Origin of the sequence: Rhodococcus artemisiae (assembly GCF_036327795.1) — a bacterium.
GTDB classification, from domain to species: domain Bacteria; phylum Actinomycetota; class Actinomycetes; order Mycobacteriales; family Mycobacteriaceae; genus Rhodococcus; species Rhodococcus artemisiae.
Map to the genome: position 1 here is coordinate 21,108 of NZ_JAUTXY010000008.1, position 18,596 is coordinate 39,703.

The 18,596-nt window shown below is 65.4% G+C and carries 23 protein-coding genes and 1 pseudogene; 15 read left to right on the forward strand and 9 right to left on the reverse strand.

The genetic code is table 11. The features are described 5' to 3' along the window. Positions 1 to 161 precede the first annotated feature (161 nt). From Q7514_RS17470 to Q7514_RS17480, 3 genes and pseudogenes are all read left to right on the forward strand, one after another. Positions 162 to 1,773, forward strand: a pseudogene (locus Q7514_RS17470) (phytoene desaturase family protein). A gap of 113 nt (positions 1,774 to 1,886) precedes the next feature. After that, positions 1,887 to 2,597: a HemK2/MTQ2 family protein methyltransferase gene (locus Q7514_RS17475; RefSeq protein WP_330134559.1), complete on the forward strand. Its 711-nt coding sequence runs from the start codon at positions 1,887 to 1,889 to the stop codon at positions 2,595 to 2,597. After that, on the forward strand, positions 2,590 to 2,799 hold the full coding sequence (locus Q7514_RS17480) for a CDGSH iron-sulfur domain-containing protein (RefSeq protein WP_330134560.1): 210 nt from the start codon (positions 2,590 to 2,592) through the stop codon (positions 2,797 to 2,799). The genes Q7514_RS17475 and Q7514_RS17480 overlap by 8 nt, the downstream gene beginning before the upstream one ends. A 75-nt stretch (positions 2,800 to 2,874) precedes the next feature. Here Q7514_RS17480 and Q7514_RS17485 read toward each other — a convergent pair whose 3' ends face one another. Then, complete coding sequence (locus tag Q7514_RS17485) at positions 2,875 to 3,030, reverse strand: DUF6131 family protein (RefSeq protein WP_330134561.1); 156 nt, start codon at positions 3,028 to 3,030, stop codon at positions 2,875 to 2,877. 154 nt (positions 3,031 to 3,184) lie between these two features. On the opposite strand from Q7514_RS17485, the gene Q7514_RS17490 reads away from it, so the two are divergent. From Q7514_RS17490 to Q7514_RS17500, 3 genes are all read left to right on the forward strand, one after another. After that, positions 3,185 to 3,610 carry a DUF5709 domain-containing protein gene (locus Q7514_RS17490; protein WP_330134562.1) on the forward strand — a complete coding sequence of 142 codons (426 nt, stop codon included), beginning with the start codon at positions 3,185 to 3,187 and terminating at the stop codon, positions 3,608 to 3,610. Positions 3,611 to 3,738: 128 nt separating this feature from the next. Continuing rightward, positions 3,739 to 4,278 carry a Dps family protein gene (locus Q7514_RS17495; protein ID WP_330134563.1) on the forward strand — a complete coding sequence of 180 codons (540 nt, stop codon included), beginning with the start codon at positions 3,739 to 3,741 and terminating at the stop codon, positions 4,276 to 4,278. Positions 4,279 to 4,361: 83 nt separating this feature from the next. After that, positions 4,362 to 4,571 carry a hypothetical protein gene (locus Q7514_RS17500; protein WP_330134564.1) on the forward strand — a complete coding sequence of 70 codons (210 nt, stop codon included), beginning with the start codon at positions 4,362 to 4,364 and terminating at the stop codon, positions 4,569 to 4,571. Positions 4,572 to 4,622: 51 nt separating this feature from the next. Here the strand turns inward: Q7514_RS17500 and Q7514_RS17505 are convergent, their stop codons facing one another. The 3 genes from Q7514_RS17505 to Q7514_RS17515 all read right to left on the reverse strand — a co-directional run bounded on the left by Q7514_RS17505 (position 4,623) and on the right by Q7514_RS17515 (position 7,444). Beyond that, positions 4,623 to 5,639, reverse strand: coding sequence for an iron-containing redox enzyme family protein (locus Q7514_RS17505; RefSeq protein ID WP_330134565.1), 1,017 nt, complete (start codon positions 5,637 to 5,639; stop codon positions 4,623 to 4,625). Beyond that, positions 5,636 to 6,718 carry an FUSC family protein gene (locus Q7514_RS17510; protein ID WP_330134566.1) on the reverse strand — a complete coding sequence of 361 codons (1,083 nt, stop codon included), beginning with the start codon at positions 6,716 to 6,718 and terminating at the stop codon, positions 5,636 to 5,638. The genes Q7514_RS17505 and Q7514_RS17510 overlap by 4 nt, the downstream gene beginning before the upstream one ends. Before the next feature lie 111 nt (positions 6,719 to 6,829). Continuing rightward, positions 6,830 to 7,444 carry a flavodoxin family protein gene (locus Q7514_RS17515; protein WP_330134567.1) on the reverse strand — a complete coding sequence of 205 codons (615 nt, stop codon included), beginning with the start codon at positions 7,442 to 7,444 and terminating at the stop codon, positions 6,830 to 6,832. A 105-nt stretch (positions 7,445 to 7,549) separates the two neighbouring features. On the opposite strand from Q7514_RS17515, the gene Q7514_RS17520 reads away from it, so the two are divergent. The 3 genes from Q7514_RS17520 to Q7514_RS17530 all read left to right on the forward strand — a co-directional run bounded on the left by Q7514_RS17520 (position 7,550) and on the right by Q7514_RS17530 (position 9,383). Then, a complete protein-coding gene (locus Q7514_RS17520) occupies positions 7,550 to 8,527 on the forward strand; it encodes a helix-turn-helix transcriptional regulator (protein WP_330134568.1) in 978 nt (325 codons plus the stop codon). Further along, positions 8,524 to 9,087 (forward strand): dihydrofolate reductase family protein, encoded by a 564-nt coding sequence (locus Q7514_RS17525; RefSeq protein ID WP_330134569.1) that lies wholly within the window; start codon positions 8,524 to 8,526, stop codon positions 9,085 to 9,087. The genes Q7514_RS17520 and Q7514_RS17525 overlap by 4 nt, the downstream gene beginning before the upstream one ends. Positions 9,088 to 9,161: 74 nt before the next feature. Further along, a complete protein-coding gene (locus Q7514_RS17530; protein WP_330134570.1) occupies positions 9,162 to 9,383 on the forward strand; it encodes a hypothetical protein in 222 nt (73 codons plus the stop codon). 3 nt (positions 9,384 to 9,386) lie between these two features. Here Q7514_RS17530 and Q7514_RS17535 read toward each other — a convergent pair whose 3' ends face one another. Genes Q7514_RS17535 through Q7514_RS17545 form a run of 3 tightly spaced genes read right to left on the reverse strand, consistent with a single transcriptional unit; the run spans position 9,387 to position 11,378 of the window. After that, positions 9,387 to 10,244, reverse strand: coding sequence for a polyphosphate kinase 2 family protein (locus tag Q7514_RS17535; protein WP_330134571.1), 858 nt, complete (start codon positions 10,242 to 10,244; stop codon positions 9,387 to 9,389). A 29-nt stretch (positions 10,245 to 10,273) separates the two neighbouring features. Beyond that, positions 10,274 to 10,630: a DUF4873 domain-containing protein gene (locus Q7514_RS17540; RefSeq protein ID WP_330134572.1), complete on the reverse strand. Its 357-nt coding sequence runs from the start codon at positions 10,628 to 10,630 to the stop codon at positions 10,274 to 10,276. Between the two features lie 40 nt (positions 10,631 to 10,670). Then, the gene (locus Q7514_RS17545) at positions 10,671 to 11,378 is read right to left on the reverse strand and encodes a TetR/AcrR family transcriptional regulator (protein ID WP_330134573.1); all 708 of its coding nucleotides are present in this window, start codon (positions 11,376 to 11,378) and stop codon (positions 10,671 to 10,673) included. Between the two features lie 203 nt (positions 11,379 to 11,581). On the opposite strand from Q7514_RS17545, the gene Q7514_RS17550 reads away from it, so the two are divergent. The 6 genes from Q7514_RS17550 (at position 11,582) to Q7514_RS17575 (ending at position 16,833) form a co-directional block, all read left to right on the forward strand. Further along, positions 11,582 to 12,835 (forward strand): DUF445 domain-containing protein, encoded by a 1,254-nt coding sequence (locus Q7514_RS17550; protein ID WP_330134744.1) that lies wholly within the window; start codon positions 11,582 to 11,584, stop codon positions 12,833 to 12,835. 61 nt (positions 12,836 to 12,896) lie between these two features. Continuing rightward, the gene (locus Q7514_RS17555; protein ID WP_330134574.1) at positions 12,897 to 13,439 is read left to right on the forward strand and encodes a helix-turn-helix domain-containing protein; all 543 of its coding nucleotides are present in this window, start codon (positions 12,897 to 12,899) and stop codon (positions 13,437 to 13,439) included. A gap of 1 nt (position 13,440) precedes the next feature. Further along, positions 13,441 to 14,277 carry a heparin-binding hemagglutinin gene (locus Q7514_RS17560; protein ID WP_330134575.1) on the forward strand — a complete coding sequence of 279 codons (837 nt, stop codon included), beginning with the start codon at positions 13,441 to 13,443 and terminating at the stop codon, positions 14,275 to 14,277. 89 nt (positions 14,278 to 14,366) lie between these two features. Continuing rightward, complete coding sequence (locus Q7514_RS17565; protein WP_330134576.1) at positions 14,367 to 14,657, forward strand: DUF2516 family protein; 291 nt, start codon at positions 14,367 to 14,369, stop codon at positions 14,655 to 14,657. A 108-nt stretch (positions 14,658 to 14,765) separates the two neighbouring features. Continuing rightward, the gene (locus tag Q7514_RS17570; RefSeq protein ID WP_330134577.1) at positions 14,766 to 15,710 is read left to right on the forward strand and encodes an AurF N-oxygenase family protein; all 945 of its coding nucleotides are present in this window, start codon (positions 14,766 to 14,768) and stop codon (positions 15,708 to 15,710) included. 79 nt (positions 15,711 to 15,789) lie between these two features. Next, positions 15,790 to 16,833, forward strand: coding sequence for an alpha/beta fold hydrolase (locus Q7514_RS17575; RefSeq protein ID WP_408016121.1), 1,044 nt, complete (start codon positions 15,790 to 15,792; stop codon positions 16,831 to 16,833). Here the strand turns inward: Q7514_RS17575 and purU are convergent. Continuing rightward, complete coding sequence (purU, locus tag Q7514_RS17580; RefSeq protein ID WP_330134578.1) at positions 16,830 to 17,717, reverse strand: formyltetrahydrofolate deformylase; 888 nt, start codon at positions 17,715 to 17,717, stop codon at positions 16,830 to 16,832. The genes Q7514_RS17575 and purU overlap by 4 nt on opposite strands. Continuing rightward, complete coding sequence (locus Q7514_RS17585) at positions 17,714 to 18,592, reverse strand: class I SAM-dependent methyltransferase (protein WP_330134579.1); 879 nt, start codon at positions 18,590 to 18,592, stop codon at positions 17,714 to 17,716. The genes purU and Q7514_RS17585 overlap by 4 nt, the downstream gene beginning before the upstream one ends. Between the last annotated feature and the right edge of the window lie 4 nt (positions 18,593 to 18,596).

Sequence of the window (18,596 nt, forward strand, 5' to 3'; positions counted from 1 at the left end):
CGGAATCGGCCGTACTGTCGGTGAAGGACACCATGGGTGGTTGGTACCCACACCGGCGTGGCGCCACACCCGTCTCCCGTAGCGTAAGGCGCAGGCGAAGGACGTCGCGTACGGCTCGGACGGCGGTCCGTGCACTCCGAGACACTCGAGGAGGGGACGGCATGAACTCCGAAAACGGCGCTCCCCGCCACACAGGGCTGGGCACGGTGGATGCGGTTGTCGTGGGTGCCGGTCCCAACGGACTGACGGCGGCCGCGGTGCTCGCCGATGCGGGCTGGGACGTGGTCGTCCTCGAGGAACAACAGATGCCCGGTGGTGCGGTCCGAAGCGTGGAACTGTTTCCCGGATTCACTGCTGATCTGTTCAGTGCGTTCCATCCGCTCGCGGCCGTGTCGCCCGCGTTCCGCTCTCTGGATCTCGGATCGTACGGTCTGCGCTGGAGTCGTTCCGCCGCGGCGTTCGGTCACCCCTCGGGGCCGGAAGACGACGATGCCGTGGTGGTGCGACCGGATCCGGACGACACCGCATCCGACCTCGAACGCCGCTGCGCCGGCGACGGGAATGCATGGCTGACGTTGGTCGAACAGTGGACGCGGATCCGTGAGCCGTTCCTTCAGGCACTCCTTCGTCCGTTTCCGCCGGTGCGCGGCGCGGCATCCCTGATTCGCGAATTGGGCTCCGGGGAGTCGCTGCGCTTCGCGAGGCTGCTCGCGTTGCCGGTGTTGCGGATGTCCGAGGAACTATTCGGCGGGGCGTCCGCGCGACTGCTGATGCTCGGCAACGCCATGCATACGGATGTGCCACCGGATGCTCCCGGAAGCGGCGCCATGGGCTACATCCTGACAATGCTCGCGCAGGATGTGGGTTTTCCGGCGCCGACAGGCGGTGCGGGTGCGCTGACCGAAGCGCTCGTGCAGCGCGGGGAGAGTGCGGGTGCTCGCGTCCTGTGCAGACAGAATGTCACCCACATCGAGGTCGAGAAGGGGCGCGCGACGGCCGTCCGGACAGCCACCGGCGAACGAATTCGAGTTCGTCGCGCGGTGCTCGCGGACGTGTCTGCGCCTGCTCTCTACGGGCAGTTGCTTCCCGCCGACGTCGTCGGAGGCCGGATACGCTCGGATCTTCGCGGATTCCAATGGGACACGCCCGTGGTGAAGGTGAACTACGCACTCGATCGTCCCATTCCCTGGCGCTCGCAGTCGTTGGCAGGAGCAGGGACGGTTCACGTCGGTGCCGATACGCGTGCGGTGGGCAGCGGATCTCGAGACGGGTGTGGTGCCCGAGTTGCCGTTCATGCTGGTCGGGCAGATGACAACTGCCGACCCGTCCCGGTCGCCGGTCGGCACCGAAAGCTGCTGGGCCTACACGCATCTTCCCCGGGGCATCGTCGATGACATTTCGGCCGACCAGCTCGCCGGGCGGGTGGATGCGCAACTCGAGGCGTACGCACCGGGATTCCACGACTCGATTCTCGGACGCACGGTGCAGCGCCCGCGCGAGCTGGAAGCTGCAGACGCGAACTTGGTCGGAGGCGCCGTGAACGGCGGTACGGCACAGATCCACCAGCAGTTGTTCCTGCGTCCCCTGCCCGGATTCGGAGGTCCGCGTACGCCGGTGGACGGGGTGTTCCTCGCGAGTGCAGGCGCCCATCCGGGTGGGGGCGTCCACGGAATGTGCGGATGGAATGCCGCTCACGCGGCGCTCGGGGACTCGAAGCCCTCAGGCACGGTGCGACGTAGGCTCCACGGGCTGACACGGCGGATCCTGACCTGATGTGACGTGACCCTGATGTGACTCGCCGCGGAATCCCGGGTGCCGTCATGCGGTTTGATCGCGTCGGAACGGGGGTAATCGCCAGCACGTTCAGGATTCGAGGTGATGGCGTCGTGACAGCTCCACTGCTGTTCATCCGTAAGCAGCCGGCCCGAGTATGGCGGTTGCCCGGAGTGTACCGGCCGCAAGAAGATTCGTTCCTACTTGCGCAGGCCATGGCAGAATCGTGGGGTACAGATGATGCTCGAGTGTTGGATTTCTGCACTGGCACAGGATTTCTCGCGGTGACCGCAGCAGATCTGGGTGCCGCGTCGGTGACGGCCGTCGACATCTCGTCGCGCGCTGTGCTCACAGCACGACTCAACGTTCGCGCGCGCGGCCTGAGTGTGCGCGTAGTGCGCGGTGACCTGGGCGCCGCAGCGAGGTCGGGGCCGTTCGATGTCGTCTTGTCCAATCCGCCCTATGTTCCACACGAGAATGGAGACTCCGATCCGCGATGGGATGCCGGCCCGGACGGGCGGCGCATCCTCGATCCGCTGTGCGACGAACTGCCGACGTTGTTGTCGTCGAAGGGGTTCGCGCTGATCGTCCAGTCCGAATTCAGCGGGGTGGATGCCACTCTCGACCGGCTGCAATGCGGAGGACTGAAGGCAGCAGTGGTCGCTCGGCAGAGTATCCCGTTCGGGCCCGTGCTACGGAGCAGAGTCCGATACCTTCGGGAGGTGCGTCTCGCCGACGAGGAAGCGGCGCAGGAAGAGGTGGTGGTGATCCGTGCAGAAAGAACCCGGACGGGAGGCGAGGCAGACGGTGTGGCCGATGCATGATCGCGACGACCGCGATGTGCGTGTGGTGCGGCTCGTGAAGGGTGGGCCTGCGCTCGTCGAGGGGCCGATCCGTATTGTCGCGGAGGACGGCAGCGAAACCGAATCCGACCGTTTCGTCGTGGCGGTGTGCCGGTGTCGACGAAGTGCCCTGTATCCGTTGTGCGACACCAGTCATCGCAGACCCGGCCACCCTCGCGGGTGACCAGGTGTGCGGTGACCAGGTGTGCGGTGACCAGGTGTGCGTAGATGTCAATGCCAAGTTGTCAATACCAGGATCTCAATACCAATGAGAACGGCCACCGATCGCGCGACCCGTAGCACCCAGGATTGCAAGTACGGCGCCGACGACGAGAAGTATCACCCCGATCGTGGTGAGGATCGAGATTCCCGTCAGTAATCCGACCACCAACAGAACCAAGCCCAGAATGATCATCACGTCACCTCGCTGTGTTCTCCGCCGCCGGACGGCTTCGGAATCTTGTTCCCATGTACCCGCACGGCTCGTCCGCGAAACCGGATCCCGTTTCGCGATTCCCCGAAGCGTCAAACGATGGCGGAAGCTCTTGCCGAGTGGCATCGTCGGTGACATGCCTACATCGGAGAACCCCGGGGCGAGTGTCCCTGGCGAATACAGCGTTGATGACGAGGACCAATTGCAGCCCGAGGATACGCTCCTCGATCGTGGCGAGGACGACGTTCTGGACGAGGGCTACTCACCACCGGAGCGACCGCTCGCGATGGAACCCCACGACAGCCTCGAGTCGCGTCTCGAAGAAGAAGTCCCGGATACTGCGACCGACGGGCCGGACGAAGACCGTGCGGATTATCCGTCCCGAGAAGACGAAGTCGGAGACGAGCGATCCGGTCGGCTCGTGGCGCCGGACGAGGGAACGGGGGAGGACGTCGATTCCGACCTCATCGGCAGTGACGTGGGGATAGACGGCGGCGCCGCGTCCGCGGAGGAGGCGGCGGTGCACCGGCTGGACGAGGAGGACATCGGCCCGGACGCCTGACCCCGTCGCTGGGGTCTGTGCGTGGTTCTCTGCTTTGCGCTGTGTGCTCCACGGGAGTTAGGAGGTTTCGGCGCGGTGCGCTGCCGGGTATGCAGTCGTCACACCCGACAGGATCAAGGAGACGAAACATGGCGAAGTACACGGTGCCCGGATTGAGCGACAAGGACGGCGCGGGAGTGGCTCGCGTACTGCAGGAACGGCTCAGTGCCTACAACGACTTGCACCTGACGTTGAAACACATCCACTGGAACGTCGTGGGGCCGAATTTCATCGGCGTACACGAGATGATCGATCCGCAAGTAGAACTCGTCCGTGGCTACGCCGACGAGGTGGCGGAGCGTATCGCGGCACTCGGTGAATCTCCGCTCGGCACGCCTGGCGCCATCGAGAAATATCGGACCTGGGACGACTATTCGGTCGCCCGCGACACGGCCCAGGCGCATCTTGCGGCACTCGATCTGGTCTATGACGGCCTCATCACCGACAATCGCAAGGCGATATCGAAGGTCGGGAAGATCGACGCGATCACCGAGGACCTTCTCATCGGGCAGACCGGCCAACTCGAAAAGTTCCAATGGTTCGTCCGGGCACACCTCGAGAACGCATCCGGAACGCTGGCCAACGCCGACGCCCACACCGAGAAGAAGGCGGCGAAATCGGCTCGCTGATCTGTGACGGGGATATGAAGAGACCGAATTCCGTTTGTAGGAAGAGGTTTTGACCCCAGGTGCTGGGTGGGTAAATCCAGCGTATGACGAATTCACCTCACAGCGACCGGCCCACCCCGAGCAGCCGTCTTGCCGGGTGGGCCGGATACGCGTGTGTTCTCGTCGGGATCGCGGTCATCGCGCTGGTACTCGTCGCTGCGGGTGGCGGATTCGAAGGCTGGGTGACAGTGGGGATCATTGCAGGCGTCGTCGTGTCGCAGGCGTCGTCGTGTCCATTCTGGGAGGGGTGCTGATCACCATCAACTTCCGACGTCGCAGACTCCAGCGTCATTGCGTCGCGTCGGTCATACGGCCGGAACAGCCGGAGCCTCGAGCGACGACCGGCCCTCCGCCCACGCGGTCAGCAGATGATGTGCGAGGCGTCCCTCCAGAAATTCGGTGGCGTTTGCGCCGAACGCGATCTCCGCACCGCACCCCGGATCCTTCGCGAGCAGATCACCGACCACATCGAAGCGCAGGACCAGTTCATGTACGGCGTCCGCTTCGACGTGCTCCGAATAGAAGGTGACGCATGCAGGCGGGGCCTCGAGACGCTCCAGTGCGGAGACCATCCGTCGGGAACTCGGTGTCGAGGTGACCTCGGTTGCTGCGAACATGCCGACCAGCATCGGGGTCCGTACCCTGTGCAGACCGCACAGTGACATGAAGTTCACGGTTGCGAGGCTCTCCGCAGGCACACACTCGAGATAGCCGAGATAGTCGTCGCTCAGACCGGCCGCAACCAACAGATCCGCGAACAGCCGAGAGTGCACTCGTTCGGCGCGACCGCCGCCGTACTCGTCGAACTCGACCGCGACGAGTGCGGCTTTCGAGAGTCCCGTGAGTCGTGGAATCGCCCACGCGTTCGGGTCCGCTTCCTTGAGGTGGTAGATGGAACGGTGCACGAAGAATTCGCGGACATGCTCCCACGTTCCGTAGGCAGCCAGCTGGTGCGACAGACCCCATGCGTCGTGAGGCTCGTGGCACAAAGCGTCGAGGACCGCGTTCGGGTCGTCACATACGGGGACATCGTGACGCAACGCGCCGAGGAAGAGCTGTTCGAGTTGTGCGCGCACGCCGAGTGGACCGGGCATCCATTCCCATTCGGCGTCGACGCCGTCGAATCCGCGGTAGTGCATTTCGTACAGCACCGTAAGCGCGAGCTGTACGTCTTCGCCGTACGGTTCGCCGGTTACGTGGATCGGCCACGGGCCGATGCCGACGGGCGTGCGCAACCGCGAGATGACCTCGCCGGATATCGGGCCCCGCGGTCTGGGCAGAGGCGCTGAATGCACTTCGCAGGTGCGGATGTGTGAAGTCATGGATGGCGAGTACCCGTTTCGGCCTGTGCGGAACCGTCGCGCGCATGTTCCTCGTACGTATCGAGGGCTGCGACTGTGTTCCACAGGCCCTGGGCTGCCACGGTCATGACTGACCACGCTCCGGGTAACGGCTGCTCGCGTCGAACTGTGTCCTCGAACGACGCGAGGCGCGAGCGCGCATCGGGGAGAGCGCTGTCCACGACATGGAGGTAGGGCTTTCGATGGTGGGCGGGATCCCACGTGAGTTGGTCGAACGCGGTCGAGAAAGTCTCGAGCAACTCTGCTCCGTCCTGATGGAGTTGTTCGCGGCCGGGAACAGCGGAACCTTCCACCGAAGCATCGGAGGCGACGATCGTCGCGACTGCGACCTCGATCATCGAGACATGTAGCAGGGACCGGTCGAGGATCGTTGCGACCGGCTGGTATACCTGTGAGCCACCGACTCTGGCCCAGCTCGCGCGGCGGATGTTACCTCGCAGGCTTACCCTGCCCTCGTGGAGTGCAGCCCGGGCGCCGGTCGACTTGTAGAGCTCCCATACCCATTGCTGCTTCCGGTCGTCGTCGTGCCGGCCGTCTCGCAGCCCGTCTGCAAGGTCGGCAAGCAGGGAGGACAGCTCCTGCGCACGGTGCAGGATGAGGTCGCGGGCGGGGGACAGTCGGTCGGGAGGCAGGACCAAGGCGTTGACCAAAACGCCGACGAGCACTCCCAGCGTGACATCGAGGACACGATGGAACACCACGACGGCATCGGTGGCCGTGCCGTACAGCAGGACGAGCAGCGCAGTGATGGCAACCCAGATTCCGTCCGGTGCCAGCCATCGGCTGCGCCCCAGGGCAGTGCCGGCCGCGACTGCAGCGGCCAGTGCCGCGAGTTCGGGCAGCGTACTCGCGGCCAACGCCGCTACGAACACGCCGAGCACGACGACCGTAACCTGTCGAACAGCGGCGGCCACCGAGCTGCGGACCGTGGTGCCGATGATGAACAGGGCAGCGTAGGGGGCTAGGAAGGCTTCCGGACTGTTCAGACCCCGATCGGCCAGCAGCCACGCGATCAGTACTGCGACAGTACATTTGACCACCGATACGACGCTGGGGCGTAGCGGGATCCTACGCAGCCGAACGCCTCGACCTTCGGCACGAAGTCGGCGAGGCACCTCGAATTGCACGCTTGCAGCTCCTTGCTCGTGCTGTCATGACTCCCCAGTGAGATACGGCTGTGCTCGAAGTGCGCGGGCCAGGTGCGCGGCTGTGCGGGCAACGGTGGCGTTGGTGGAGGCGACGGCATCGGGTATACCGTCGAGATCGTTGTAGTCTCCCGGAGTCATGGCCTCGCCGTTCCAGTAGGTACAACCCTGCGCGGGAATGGTGTATCCGCAGTCGTTGAGCGCCTGGAACAGGCAGGCAACAATGGCGTGAGCTCCATCTTCGTTGCCGACGACCGCGGCGATCGCCACCTTGTCGAACAGGACGGGGCGTCCGCGGTCGTCGGTTTCGGACAGCTCGGCATCGAGTCGTTCGAGCGCGCGTTTGGCGACACTGGACATCTGACCGAGCCAGGTCGGGGTCGAGATCAGGAGGATGTCGGCGTCCAGGATGCGCTCGCGGATCTGTGGCCACTGGTCGCCGTCACCCATATCGGATTCGACTCCGGGCCGGATGTCGAAGTCGACCAGACGTATCTTGTCGCCGGCCACGTCGTGCTTGCGAAGTTCGGTGAGGACCTGCTCGGCGATCAGGTCGCTGCTCGATGGAGCCGGTGACGGTTTGAGCGAGCAGGTCAAGGCGAGTGCGGTCAGGGATGTCATGTGTGGTCGGGTACCCGCCTCGGGTGCTCTCAACCCGGTGGAACGAGACGGAGCTGAGCAAGAACGGTCAAGCACGCTTCGCGTTCACTGCGCGACACTGGGTTCATGACCGGATCCGGGCGCGACCGACTGCGCGAACTGCTCGATGCCGTTCTCGACGAGGACCACGCGAACCTCGACGACATGGCACGCGGTGCATTCGCGTCGCAGTGGCATTTCAGTCGTCAATTCTCGCTCGGCACAGGGGAATCCCCGGTCGCACTGCGACGCAGGGTGATGCTCGAGAGGGCGGCGTGGCAGTTGCGAGACGGCCGAGGTGTCACGGAGACCGCCTTCGCCGCGGGGTACAACTCGGTGGAAGGATTCAGCCGCGCGTTCTCCCGGGCGTACGGCTATCCACCGAGCGCGACCGGGGGCCGCGCCCTCGCGCCATCCGGATACTCGCACTGGCTACCCGCTCCCAACGGAGTCCACTTCCATCCGCCCATGCACCTGTGGGTGGAGGATGGAGCCGGCGGGTACGGCCGTAGCAGCGCGGCCGGTCAGGTGACCGCACAGATGGTCCACCACGATCTCGACGACACCTGGGCACTGCTGAATGTCGCATGCGATCTGGCCGCGGACGACTACGAGCGTGTGAGACTCCCCGGGCTCGTGGTGCTCGCGTGGGACGGCCCCGAAGAGTCGATCGCACAGGTACTCGGCAACCTCGTGTGGTCGAAACAGATCTGGCTCGCGTCGATGATCGGCGCCGACGAACCCGTGCGTTCGGGCAACGATGCGGCATCGCTGTGCAAGCAGTTCGACGTGATCGCGCCGCAATGGGCGGAAGCCGTACGCGACATCGATCGACGCAACGCCTGGGGCGATCGCCTGATCGACGCACTGTGCGACCCGCCCGAGAGCTTCGTACTCGGCGGTGTCGTCTCTCACGTACTCACATTCTCGGCGCACCGGCGACAGCTCGTGCGTCATATGTTGCGCGCCGCCGGCCGCAGCATCGACAACGGGGACCCGCTCGAATGGCAACGCGGCGCCTCATCGCACATGCTCGGAGACGAGCCGGAAGGAAACTCGACATGACCCGGATGATCTTCTTCACCGCAAGCACACTCGACGGTTTCATCGCGACGGAGGACCACAGCCTGGACTGGTTGCTGTCGCGCGACATCGATCACGACGGACCCGGCGGCGGAGCAGGATTCATGTCGCGCGTCGGTGCGGCCGCGATGGGTGCCTCGACATACCAGTGGGTCCTGGACTACGCGGGGGTCGACAAGTGGGAGTACGAATTCCCCTGCTGGGTCTTCACACACCGCGACGGGATGCCCGTTGCGCAGGGCCCTGACGGACCCGGCGATATCCGGTTCACACAGGACGACGTGCGCGCGGTCTACGACGAGATGGCGGCCGCTGCAGGTGATCGCGACCTGTGGATGATCGGCGGGGGAGACCTCGCCGGGCAGTTCGCCGACGCGGGCCTGCTCGATGAGATGATCGTGTCGTTCGCTCCGGTGACGATCGGTGCGGGCAAGCCGCTACTGCCGCGACACGTGGAGTTGGAACTCACCGACCTGGCACGCAACGGGGAGTTCGCGATCGCAACCTATTCCGTGAAACCGTCGGTGACGCCCCACCGCTGAGCTTGTGACCGGCATCACCTGGGGGTACCGTCGGGATCAACCGAAACGCAGTCCTCGGGGAAGGAGTCAAGGCTATGAAGCTCAACCTCTTCGTCGCGTGGTCGGCATTCGCACTCGCGCTCATCGGAGTGATCACGATTGCATTCACCCTGGTCGCAGCCGGATCCGGGCACGGCGGGTTCGCGCTTGCCAGCGGGGTCGCCGCAGCCGTGGCCGTAGTGCTTGCGGTCGGCATGGTGGCGGGTACCGTCAGGCGCGATCACCATCGTCATATCGAGACGCCGCACCTGTTCTGACGGTCAGGATTCCGCCAGCCGTTTCTTCTCGGCCTCGATATCGAAATTCGCCTCCGGCCAGTCGAGGTCGAGACGTTCGAAGGCGTCGATGAGCAGTTCCATCACCGCGAGACGGCTGTACCACTTGCGGTCGCACGGCACCACGTACCACGGTGCGTGGTCCGTGTTCGTCTTGTCGAGCATGTCCTGATACGCCTGCTGGTATTCGGGCCACAGGGCGCGCTCGTCGACGTCGCTCGGGTTGTACTTCCAGTGCTTGTCACGGCGCTCGAGTCGCTCGGCGAGACGTTCCTTCTGTTCGTCGAGGGAGACGAACATCGCGACCTTGACGATGGTCGTGCCGCTGTCGGCGATGTCGCGTTCGAACCGGTTGATCTCGTCGTAGCGGCGACGCCAGACGGACTCGGGGACGAGTTGGCGTACGCGGGCGACAAGGACGTCTTCGTAGTGGGATCGATCGAACACGCCGAGCTGGCCGTCGCGCGGCAGTGCCTTGTGGATGCGCCACAGGTAGTGGTGGCGTTTCTCTTCCGGTGTCGGCACACCGAACGCCGTGTGATCGACACCCTGCGGATCCACGTGTCCGATCACATTGCGGACCATACCGCCCTTACCGGCGGTGTCCATGCCCTGAAGTACGAGCAGCACGGAACGTTCGTCGCCGAGGCGGCCGTTCGCGAAGAGCATTTCCTGCAGGTCGGAGAGCACGGAGCCGCGTTCCTCGATCAGCTTCGTCCCGAACTCCTTGTCGCCGTCGAAGCCCGGTGTGCCATTGGTGTCGAGGTCGACGACCTGGTTGCGTGGTCCTGCGCGAAGGGCCTCCACTGCGGGGGTGTGCCATCCGTCGCCGTTGTTACCCATGGCGACGAGCGTGCCACACAGACGCCTCTTCAGTCCGTTTCTCGGGTCTGTGTCCGGTAGGGCGGTGGGGAGGTGCCGTCGATCATGTGGCTTCCCCACAGATCGACCTCGGTGATGCGCCCTGTGGCGGAGGCTGTAGTTCCGTCGCTCAGCGGGATCCGGAGCGTCACTTCGGTGCCCGCACTCAACGGCGTTTCGGGTGGGAGGTCGGCGTCGAGCCGGCGTAGGCGGCCTCGCCACAGGTGTCGCCCGACGATCGGATCGAAGTGTCCGGACAGTTCGACGTCGACGGTGGCGTGTTGTGCTCCGACCGCGACCTCCGCCGGCCCCCGATAGCCTTCGGGATCCTCGTCTTCGTCGTGGTGCGATGGCATCGAATCGGACATACCCCGAGGTTACACGTAACTAGAAGTTACGTGAATCGTGTCAGGATTCGTCGTCGGGGAGCAAGGGGTGCGGCCGCGACTTGAAACGCCCGGGCGACCCCGAGACCTGGGCGATCCCGGTGATCCCTCCCCACACCATCATCGTCAGGTAGTCGACGAGGTCTTCCTCGGTCATGGACTTGTTCGAGATCCACCAGTGCGTCGCCAGCTGGATTGCGCCGACGATGCCGTATGCCCACGGCACCGATCCGCCCGAATCCATCTCGAGCAGTCGCAGCCGCTCGCCGAGTACTGCCGCCACGAGTTCTGCGATCATCCGCTCGGAGTCGGCGACGACGTCGCGGCTCGCCGACGAGCTGTTCGACATGATGTAGAGGTAGACCTCGGGATCCTCGGCAACGGTCTCGACGTACGTCCTGATCGCGACCCGGGTGAGGTCGTACTCGTCGAGGTCCTCGGACACCGCCGCGTAGATACGCGGCGCGAGAACGGTCTCGACGTACCGCATCATGGTCGCCGTCGTCAGATCGTTCTTGTCGGTGAAGTACCGGTACAACACCGTCTTGGACACGCCGATCTCGGCAGCGATCTCGTCCATCCCGATCTCGTGTCCACGGGTGCGGATGGCCTTGATGGTGCCCTCGACGAGTTCTTCGCGGCGGGCGATCTTGTGCTCGTGCCAACGACGCTTGCGGCCGTCCTGCTTCGTGGGCTGGGTATCGGTCGCATCGGGGGGAGAAGTAGGCATGTGTTTCGGTACATCCATTCGGTCTCGATCGTCCGCTCAGTCTACGGGCGCCTGCTCTTCGATCGATCCGCTGGTGTACCTGGCGTGTCTGTGCGGAGTCTGTGTCTGTGCGGAGTCTGTGTCTGTGCGGAGTCTGGGGCGCCTTCCGCGCGCGGGGCGCGGTGGCGGCGATCGAATTTCGGCACAATGGTCCGGTGCAGTACATGACTTTCGAGGACGACACCAAGCGCCGGGATCTGCGCCGGATGAAGGCGGTCGCGACCGGCTTTCTGATTGTGGCCGCCGTGGTGTACCTGTTCTGCCGGTGGCAGGAGACCCGGGGCGCCGGTGCATGGGTCGGATACGTTCGCGCTGCGTCCGAGGCGGGCATGGTCGGTGCCCTCGCCGACTGGTTCGCCGTGACTGCACTCTTCCGTCATCCGCTGGGGATTCCGGTGCCTCACACCGCGATCATCAAGCGGAAGAAGGACCAGCTCGGCGCGAGTCTGAGTTCCTTCGTCGGAACCAACTTCCTCGCACCCGACGTGGTCTCGGCGAAGGTCGAATCCGCACAGATTCCGCTGAGGCTGGGTGGCTGGATGGCGCAGCCGCAGCACGCAGAGCGGGTTGCGAAGGAAACCTCGACGATCCTGCGCGGGGTGGTGGGCATCCTCCGCGAGGAGGACATCGCCCAGATCATCGACCAGACCATCGTGAAGCGGATCGCCGAGCCCGAGTGGGGACCGCCCCTCGGACGCATTCTCGGTGAGCTCCTCGCCGAGGGGCGGCAGCGTCCACTGATCGACATGCTCGCCGAACGAGCGCACCAGTGGGCGCTGGGAAGTCAGGAGACCATCGACCGCATCATCACGAAGGATTCGCCGGCGTGGTCCCCGAAGTTCGTCGACCTGATGCTGGGCGAGAAGATCCATCGGGAGCTGGTCGACTTCACCTGGAAGGTCCGTTCCAACCCTGAACACGAGGTACGGCTCGCGGCCGAGAAATTCCTCGTCGACTACGCCCGGGATCTGCAGTACGACCCGGTGACCATCGCGAAGGCCGAGAAACTCAAGGCCGAGATCATGGGGCGCGAAGAGATCACGCAACTGGCGTCTGCGACCTGGAAGGTCGCCAAACGCATGATCCTCGAGTCGGTCGACGACCCCGACAGCACGCTGCGCAGGAAGGTGGCCGAGAACGTCGAGCGCTTCGGTGTCCGGCTGCGCGAGGACACCGAGCTGCGCGGCAAGGTCGACGGATGGCTGCTCGCCGGAGTCCGGTTCATCGCCGCGAACTATGCGGACGAGATCACATCGGTGATCCGGGAGACCGTCGAACGCTGGGATGCAGAAGAGGCGAGTCGCAAGATCGAACTCGCTGTGGGGCGCGATCTGCAGTTCATCCGCATCAACGGCACCGTCGTGGGTTCGTTGGCCGGGCTGACGATCTACACGATCTCCGAGCTGTTGTTCGCATGATCTCCGTCACGTGCTAGCAGAGTGCTTGCTGTAGCTAGCACCTCTCCGTAGGCTGGGTGGCATGTCCACGAATCGAGATTCGGCCCAGAAGGCCGGCGACGACCAGGACGGGAACGCGGAGTCCGCGGAGGCTGCAGGACCCACCGATATCGCTGCACGGGTGGTGGGTAACGCTGCCCAGGACATCGGAAGCTTCATTCGCTCCCAACGTGAAGCCGCCCAGGTATCGCTGCGGCAGCTGTCGCAGCTGGCAGGGGTGAGCAACCCGTACCTCAGTCAGATCGAGCGTGGGCTGCGCAAACCGTCCGCGGAAGTGCTTGCACAGATCGCGAAAGGACTGCGGCTGTCCGCCGAAGTTCTCTACGTGCGAGCCGGAATCCTCGAGGAGCGACCTCACAGCGCGGTACGCGACGCGTTGCTTGCCGACACCACATTGTCGGAGCGGCAGAAACAGGTCCTGCTCGACATCTACGACTCGTTCTGTCGCGAGAACGAGGCAGTACCGGCGGAACCGGCGCCTGCAAACGTCGGCGACCGCAACGTCGCCGACCGCGTGGTTCCAGCAGATCGCGTGAATCCCACAGACCTCGACGAGGAGAACTGACATGACTGATCCCAACGTTGCACTCCGAACATCCCTCTACGCCGCAGTCGGTGCCGGCGACGCCGTCGTCCAGGCCGTCGCCGATGTGGTCGCCCAGGTGCGGGAGCGCGCCGAGAACACCCAGGTCGACGTGAACGACCGCGTCGAGACGGCGCGCGAGCGCATCGCCTCGGTCCCGGCCGATCTGACCGAGACCATCGAGTCGCTGCGGGCCCGCCTGGGCGAGCTGCCCGCAGAGCTTCCCGAAGAGCTCGCGGACCTGCGCGAACGCTTCAGCGCCGAGGAACTGCGCAAGGTCGCCGAGGCCTACCTGAAGGTCGCGTCCGACCTCTACACCGCATTCGCCGAGCGCGGCGAAGAGACCATCGAGCGGCTGCGCCAGCAGACTGCTGTCGAAGAGCGTCTCGGCCGCGCCGAGGCTGCCTTCGGTGACGTCGTCGACCTCACCGAAGATGCCCTGGGCACCGTCGCTCGGCAGACGCGCACGGTCGGTGAGCAGGCCGCCAAGTTCGCCGGGCTCACTGCGGACCGCATCTCCGAGACGGCCACCGAGGTCGGCGAGGCGATCGCCGACGCCGGCGACGACGCTGCCCTTCGAGTCCTCGAGCTCGGCGATCAGGCCGAGGAGGCGAGTGGTGAGGCGGCAACTCGCGTCGAATCCGTCAAGGACGATGTGGACGAGGCTGCGGAGACCGTGACGGAGAAGGTCGAGCAGGCTGCTTCGAAGCCTGTCGCGAAGTCGGCCCCGGCCAAGGCTCCCGCGAAGAAGGCCCCGGCCAAGACCGTTGCGAAGGCTCCCGCCAAGAAGGCTGCGCCCCGCAAGAGCACCGGCGCCTGACTGCAACGACCCGGCCCCGGACCGGGTCGGTCACGATCGGCTCCCGCGCATGAAGTTGCGCGGGAGCCGATTCTCGTAGACTGGGTGCTGTGCCGAATATCGATTCTCTTGCCGGTCTGATCATGCTCGCCCTACAGGTCATTGCACTTGTCGGAGCCGGCTTCGCGTTGTTCCATGCAGTTCGTCAACCCGCCGAGGCGTTTCCGGCGGTAGACAAGCTCACCAAACCCGTATGGCTGGGAATTCTCGCGGCCGCGCTGATCGTCCTGTTGCTCTTCGGGGCAGTCGGGATTCTCGGCATCATCGCGGTGGTTGCGGTTTGCGTGTACCTGGTGGACGTGCGCCCGCGTGTGGAGGAGGTCCAAAAGCCGCGCTGGTAGTGCCTGGCAGCACCGATCGGCGATCGTCTCGGCCGGCTTACTTGACAAGTGTGATCCAGATAATGACACTTCGAGTAACGGATATTAGTCGAGGCGAGGTGGTTCGCGATGTCCATCACTCGAACCAACGGGTCGATCGAGAGTGCGCCCGGTCGGGTTCGCGGGTCGTCCGCAACCGACGGAAAGCAGGGCACAGCACAACGACTTCTCGACTCGTCGGCACGTAAGTCGTTCGATCCTGCTTTCGAAATCGACTGGGACGCCCCGATCCCGGACGACAAATACGGCATGACTCCCGAATGGTCGAGTCTGTACGGCACGGACCTGTGGGAACGGATGCCGGAGCAGCAGCGGATCACGCTCACCACGCATGAAGCGGCGAGTATCGCCGGGACGGGCATCTGGTTCGAGATGATCCTGATGCAGATGCTCATCCGGGATCTCTACCAGCAAGATCCTTCCAGCGCCTACGTCCAGTTCGGTCTCACCGAGATCGCCGACGAATGCCGTCACTCCATCATGTTCGCGCGCTCGGCGAAGCGACTCGGCGTGCCGTCGTACCGGCCGAAGAGGTGGATCCGCGTGAGCGGACGAGGGTTCAAGGCCGTCGCATCGGGTGCGCTCGCGTTCGGCGCCACGCTGTTCGCAGAAGAGATTCTGGACATGATGCAGCGCGATTTCATGCGCGACGAGCGCGTCCAGCCGCTCACCCGCACCGTCAGCCACATTCACGTCGTCGAAGAGTCACGGCACATTCGGTACGCGCGCGAGGAAACCGAACGCAGGATGCGTAAGGCCACGCGGGCACAGCGCGCGTACGTCCGCATGCATCTGGGTGTGTCCGGCTACTTGATCGTGACCAACCTGATCAACGACCAGGTGTATGCGGCCGCGGGCCTCGACATCGCCGAAGCCAAGGCCGCGGCGCGCGCAAATACGCACTACCACGACAAGCTGCGGCAGGGCACGCGACGGACGGTCGAGTTCCTCGACTCGGTGGGTCTGATCGGCGGTCCGTCGGCGCACCTGCTCCGCAAGGCACACGTCCTGTAAGCCGCGTGCACACCCGACACCGACTCGACACCACACCGATAATCGCCAGGTCCACCGGCGCCCACTCAGGAGAACACACGTGAAGAAGCCCACCCGTCGTCAGGCCATGCTGCTCGCTATAGGAGCATGCGCGCTCGCCGGTGCCGCGGCAGGCATGGTTGCGGCACGTCGCCCCCGCTCCACGGTGGTGCGAACGACGGATGTGGCTCCCCACGCCTTGCTCACCACTCCGAGCCTGGAAGCCGAGGAGATCGAGGTCCGGACAGGCGACGGCGCCAGGCTCCGCGTGCTCGCCTACGGCGATCCGGATGCACAGCCCCTCGTGTTCAGCCACGGGTGGACGTGCAACGGGATGTACTGGACCCCGCAGATCAACGCGTTCGCCGACCGGTACCGGGTGGTCGTGTACGACCAGCGCGGACACGGCGCCAGCGAAGCGGGAACGCGCCGACTCGGCCCGGACGTCCTCGCCGACGACCTCGCAGCGGTCCTCGATGCGGTGGTCCCGGCCGGACGCAAAGCGGTGCTTGCCGGGCACAGCATGGGCGGGATGAGCATCATCGCGTGGGCCGAGCGATTCCCCGAGCAGGTCTCGGAGAAGGCCGCGGGTGTGCTCCTGGCCAGCACCGGGATGGACAACCTCGTCGCGGACGCCGCGTTGATCGCACTGCCCGAACGCTTCCCTCGGGTACCGGTGAAGATGGTGCGTCCGTTGATGGGTGCGCGGGTGCCGCTCGTGGAATCGAAGTTCACCACGCGGGCTCTCAGATACGTGGCACTTTCACCATCGGCGAGCGTGGCCGAGGTCGACTTCTGCGAGAAGATCGTGCTCGGGTGCCCACCGCACACGCGTGGCGGCTGGGGCTTCGCGCTGAGCACCCTCGACATCCACGAGGGCCTCGAGAACCTCGACGTCCCCACGACCGTGCTGGTCGGCACTGCCGACCGGCTCACACCTCCGGTGCATGCGCGACGGCTCGCGGCCGGCCTCGAGAAGGCCGGAAATCTCGAGCGGCTGGTCGTTCTGGACGGTGTCGGCCATATGAGCTCCGTCGAGGCCATCGATGCGTTCGACGACGAAGTGCTGCATCTCGTGGAGCGCGCCGGAGTCACCGTCTCCTAGTTGAAGATCACGGTCTTCCGGCCGTGCACGAGTACCCGATCCTCGAGGTGCCAGCGCAGACCGCGTGAAAGGACGAGCTTCTCCACGTCGCGCCCCTGCCGCACCATATCGGCCACGCTGTCGTGGTGGCTCACCCGGATGACGTCCTGCTCGATGATCGGACCCGCGTCGAGTTCTGCCGTCACGTAGTGGCACGTCGCGCCGATGAGCTTGACGCCGCGGGTGAAGGCCTGATGGTACGGCCGGGCCCCCACGAACGACGGCAGGAAGCTGTGGTGGATGTTGATGGCGCGTCCGGCCCAGTGGGCGCACAGGTCGGCAGGCAGGACCTGCATGAATCGTGCGAGGACGACGGCGTGCGGATTATGCGCGTCGACGATCTTGCGAACCTGTTCGAAGGCCGGGCCGCGCTCGGCGGGATCGGACGGGAACGAGACGTAGTGGTAGTCGATACCGTGGCGGCGCGCGACCTTCGCGAGGTCGCGGTGGTTGCCGACGACAGCGCACACCTCGGCCTGGAGCTCCCCGGCCGCGACCCGGCCGAGCAGGTCGTGCAGACAGTGTGCTTCCTTGCTGACGAGCAGCACCACGCGCTTGCGCTGGCCGGTGTCGGACAGCGTCCACTCGGTGTCCGGGCCGATCCCGTCCGCCACCACGGCGAACTGCTCCCGCAGCTCGTCGATGCCGAACGGGATGGACGAGGCCCGCACCGCCTGGCGGGTGAAGAACCAGCCGTTGTCCTGATCGGCGTGGTAGGCGGCCTCGACGATCGACCCTCCGACCTCCGCGAGGAAGGTGGAGATCTTCGCGACGATCCCGGTGCTGTCGGGGCAGCCCAGGGTCAACACGTAACGGCGGTCGTCGGTCGAGGTGGAACGAGTCATGCTCGCGATTGTGTCAGGTGTGCCGAAGCGGCGGTCGGGGGACGTCGGACGGTAGCGGTGCCCACGAGTGTGGTGAAGTCGATCGTGTGGATCCCACGCGTCGTCACCTCGTCGGCGATGCCGCGGCGGACCGCCGCGATCTCCTCGTCGTCGAGACCGTTCAGCGCCGCCCGGTAGCCGGTGCCGGTGACGAGATTCCAGCACAGTTCGTCGGTAGCGGGCAGCAGGTTCGACAGGACGCGCACGTCGACGGAGTGGGTTCCGGCGTCGGCCATCCACGCCTCGAACGTGCGGGGGGTGTCGATCTCGCCGAGGGGAGTCCGTGCACGCAGCGACCCCCGTTCGGCGAGGTCGAGGTTGAAACGTGATGCGACGTCGAACACGACCTGGGCGTACTCCGCCATGGCTCCCTCCCGCCACACCGTCACGCCCACCCGGCCGCCGTGGCGGACGAGACCGACGAGGCGCGCGAATGCGCGATGCATGTCGGGAAGGAAGAACACGCCGTAGGAGATCGCGAGCGCGTCGTACCCCTCGGCGGGAATGTCCGACGGCGCCTCCCACGTCGTCACGTCCGCACACACGAAGTCGACGTTCTGCAACGCCTGTGCCTCGGCGATCAGCCGGGCCTTCTCGAGGAGGTCGGAGGAGATGTCGACGCCGTGCACGCGACCGGACGGGCCCACCGCGGCTGCAGCAGGGAGTGCGGACGCACCCGCGCCGCAGCACGCGTCCAGCACCGTGTCGCCGGGGCCGAGCCCGAGCTGGAACGCCAAGGTCCGCCCGGCAGGACCCCACACCGTCTCGGTGAGGAGATCGAACGTGTCGCTCGCGTCGTCGAACGTGCGGGCCGTGTCCGCCGTATCGTCGCCCATGCGG

Excerpts from the sequence above, each read along its gene's own strand:
- Q7514_RS17480 (WP_330134560.1), top strand. The coding sequence starts at position 2,590 with ATGCATGATCGCGACGACCGCGATGTGCGTGTGGTGCGGCTCGTGAAG.
- Q7514_RS17485 (WP_330134561.1), bottom strand. The coding sequence starts at position 3,030 with ATGATCATTCTGGGCTTGGTTCTGTTGGTGGTCGGATTACTGACGGGA.
- Q7514_RS17490 (WP_330134562.1), top strand. The coding sequence starts at position 3,185 with ATGCCTACATCGGAGAACCCCGGGGCGAGTGTCCCTGGCGAATACAGC.
- Q7514_RS17495 (WP_330134563.1), top strand. The coding sequence starts at position 3,739 with ATGGCGAAGTACACGGTGCCCGGATTGAGCGACAAGGACGGCGCGGGA.
- Q7514_RS17500 (WP_330134564.1), top strand. The coding sequence starts at position 4,362 with ATGACGAATTCACCTCACAGCGACCGGCCCACCCCGAGCAGCCGTCTT.
- Q7514_RS17505 (WP_330134565.1), bottom strand. The coding sequence starts at position 5,639 with ATGACTTCACACATCCGCACCTGCGAAGTGCATTCAGCGCCTCTGCCC.
- Q7514_RS17515 (WP_330134567.1), bottom strand. The coding sequence starts at position 7,444 with ATGACATCCCTGACCGCACTCGCCTTGACCTGCTCGCTCAAACCGTCA.
- Q7514_RS17520 (WP_330134568.1), top strand. The coding sequence starts at position 7,550 with ATGACCGGATCCGGGCGCGACCGACTGCGCGAACTGCTCGATGCCGTT.
- Q7514_RS17525 (WP_330134569.1), top strand. The coding sequence starts at position 8,524 with ATGACCCGGATGATCTTCTTCACCGCAAGCACACTCGACGGTTTCATC.
- Q7514_RS17530 (WP_330134570.1), top strand. The coding sequence starts at position 9,162 with ATGAAGCTCAACCTCTTCGTCGCGTGGTCGGCATTCGCACTCGCGCTC.
- Q7514_RS17535 (WP_330134571.1), bottom strand. The coding sequence starts at position 10,244 with ATGGGTAACAACGGCGACGGATGGCACACCCCCGCAGTGGAGGCCCTT.
- Q7514_RS17540 (WP_330134572.1), bottom strand. The coding sequence starts at position 10,630 with ATGTCCGATTCGATGCCATCGCACCACGACGAAGACGAGGATCCCGAA.
- Q7514_RS17545 (WP_330134573.1), bottom strand. The coding sequence starts at position 11,378 with ATGCCTACTTCTCCCCCCGATGCGACCGATACCCAGCCCACGAAGCAG.
- Q7514_RS17550 (WP_330134744.1), top strand. The coding sequence starts at position 11,582 with ATGACTTTCGAGGACGACACCAAGCGCCGGGATCTGCGCCGGATGAAG.
- Q7514_RS17555 (WP_330134574.1), top strand. The coding sequence starts at position 12,897 with ATGTCCACGAATCGAGATTCGGCCCAGAAGGCCGGCGACGACCAGGAC.
- Q7514_RS17560 (WP_330134575.1), top strand. The coding sequence starts at position 13,441 with ATGACTGATCCCAACGTTGCACTCCGAACATCCCTCTACGCCGCAGTC.
- Q7514_RS17570 (WP_330134577.1), top strand. The coding sequence starts at position 14,766 with ATGTCCATCACTCGAACCAACGGGTCGATCGAGAGTGCGCCCGGTCGG.
- purU (WP_330134578.1), bottom strand. The coding sequence starts at position 17,717 with ATGACTCGTTCCACCTCGACCGACGACCGCCGTTACGTGTTGACCCTG.
- Q7514_RS17585 (WP_330134579.1), bottom strand. The coding sequence starts at position 18,592 with ATGGGCGACGATACGGCGGACACGGCCCGCACGTTCGACGACGCGAGC.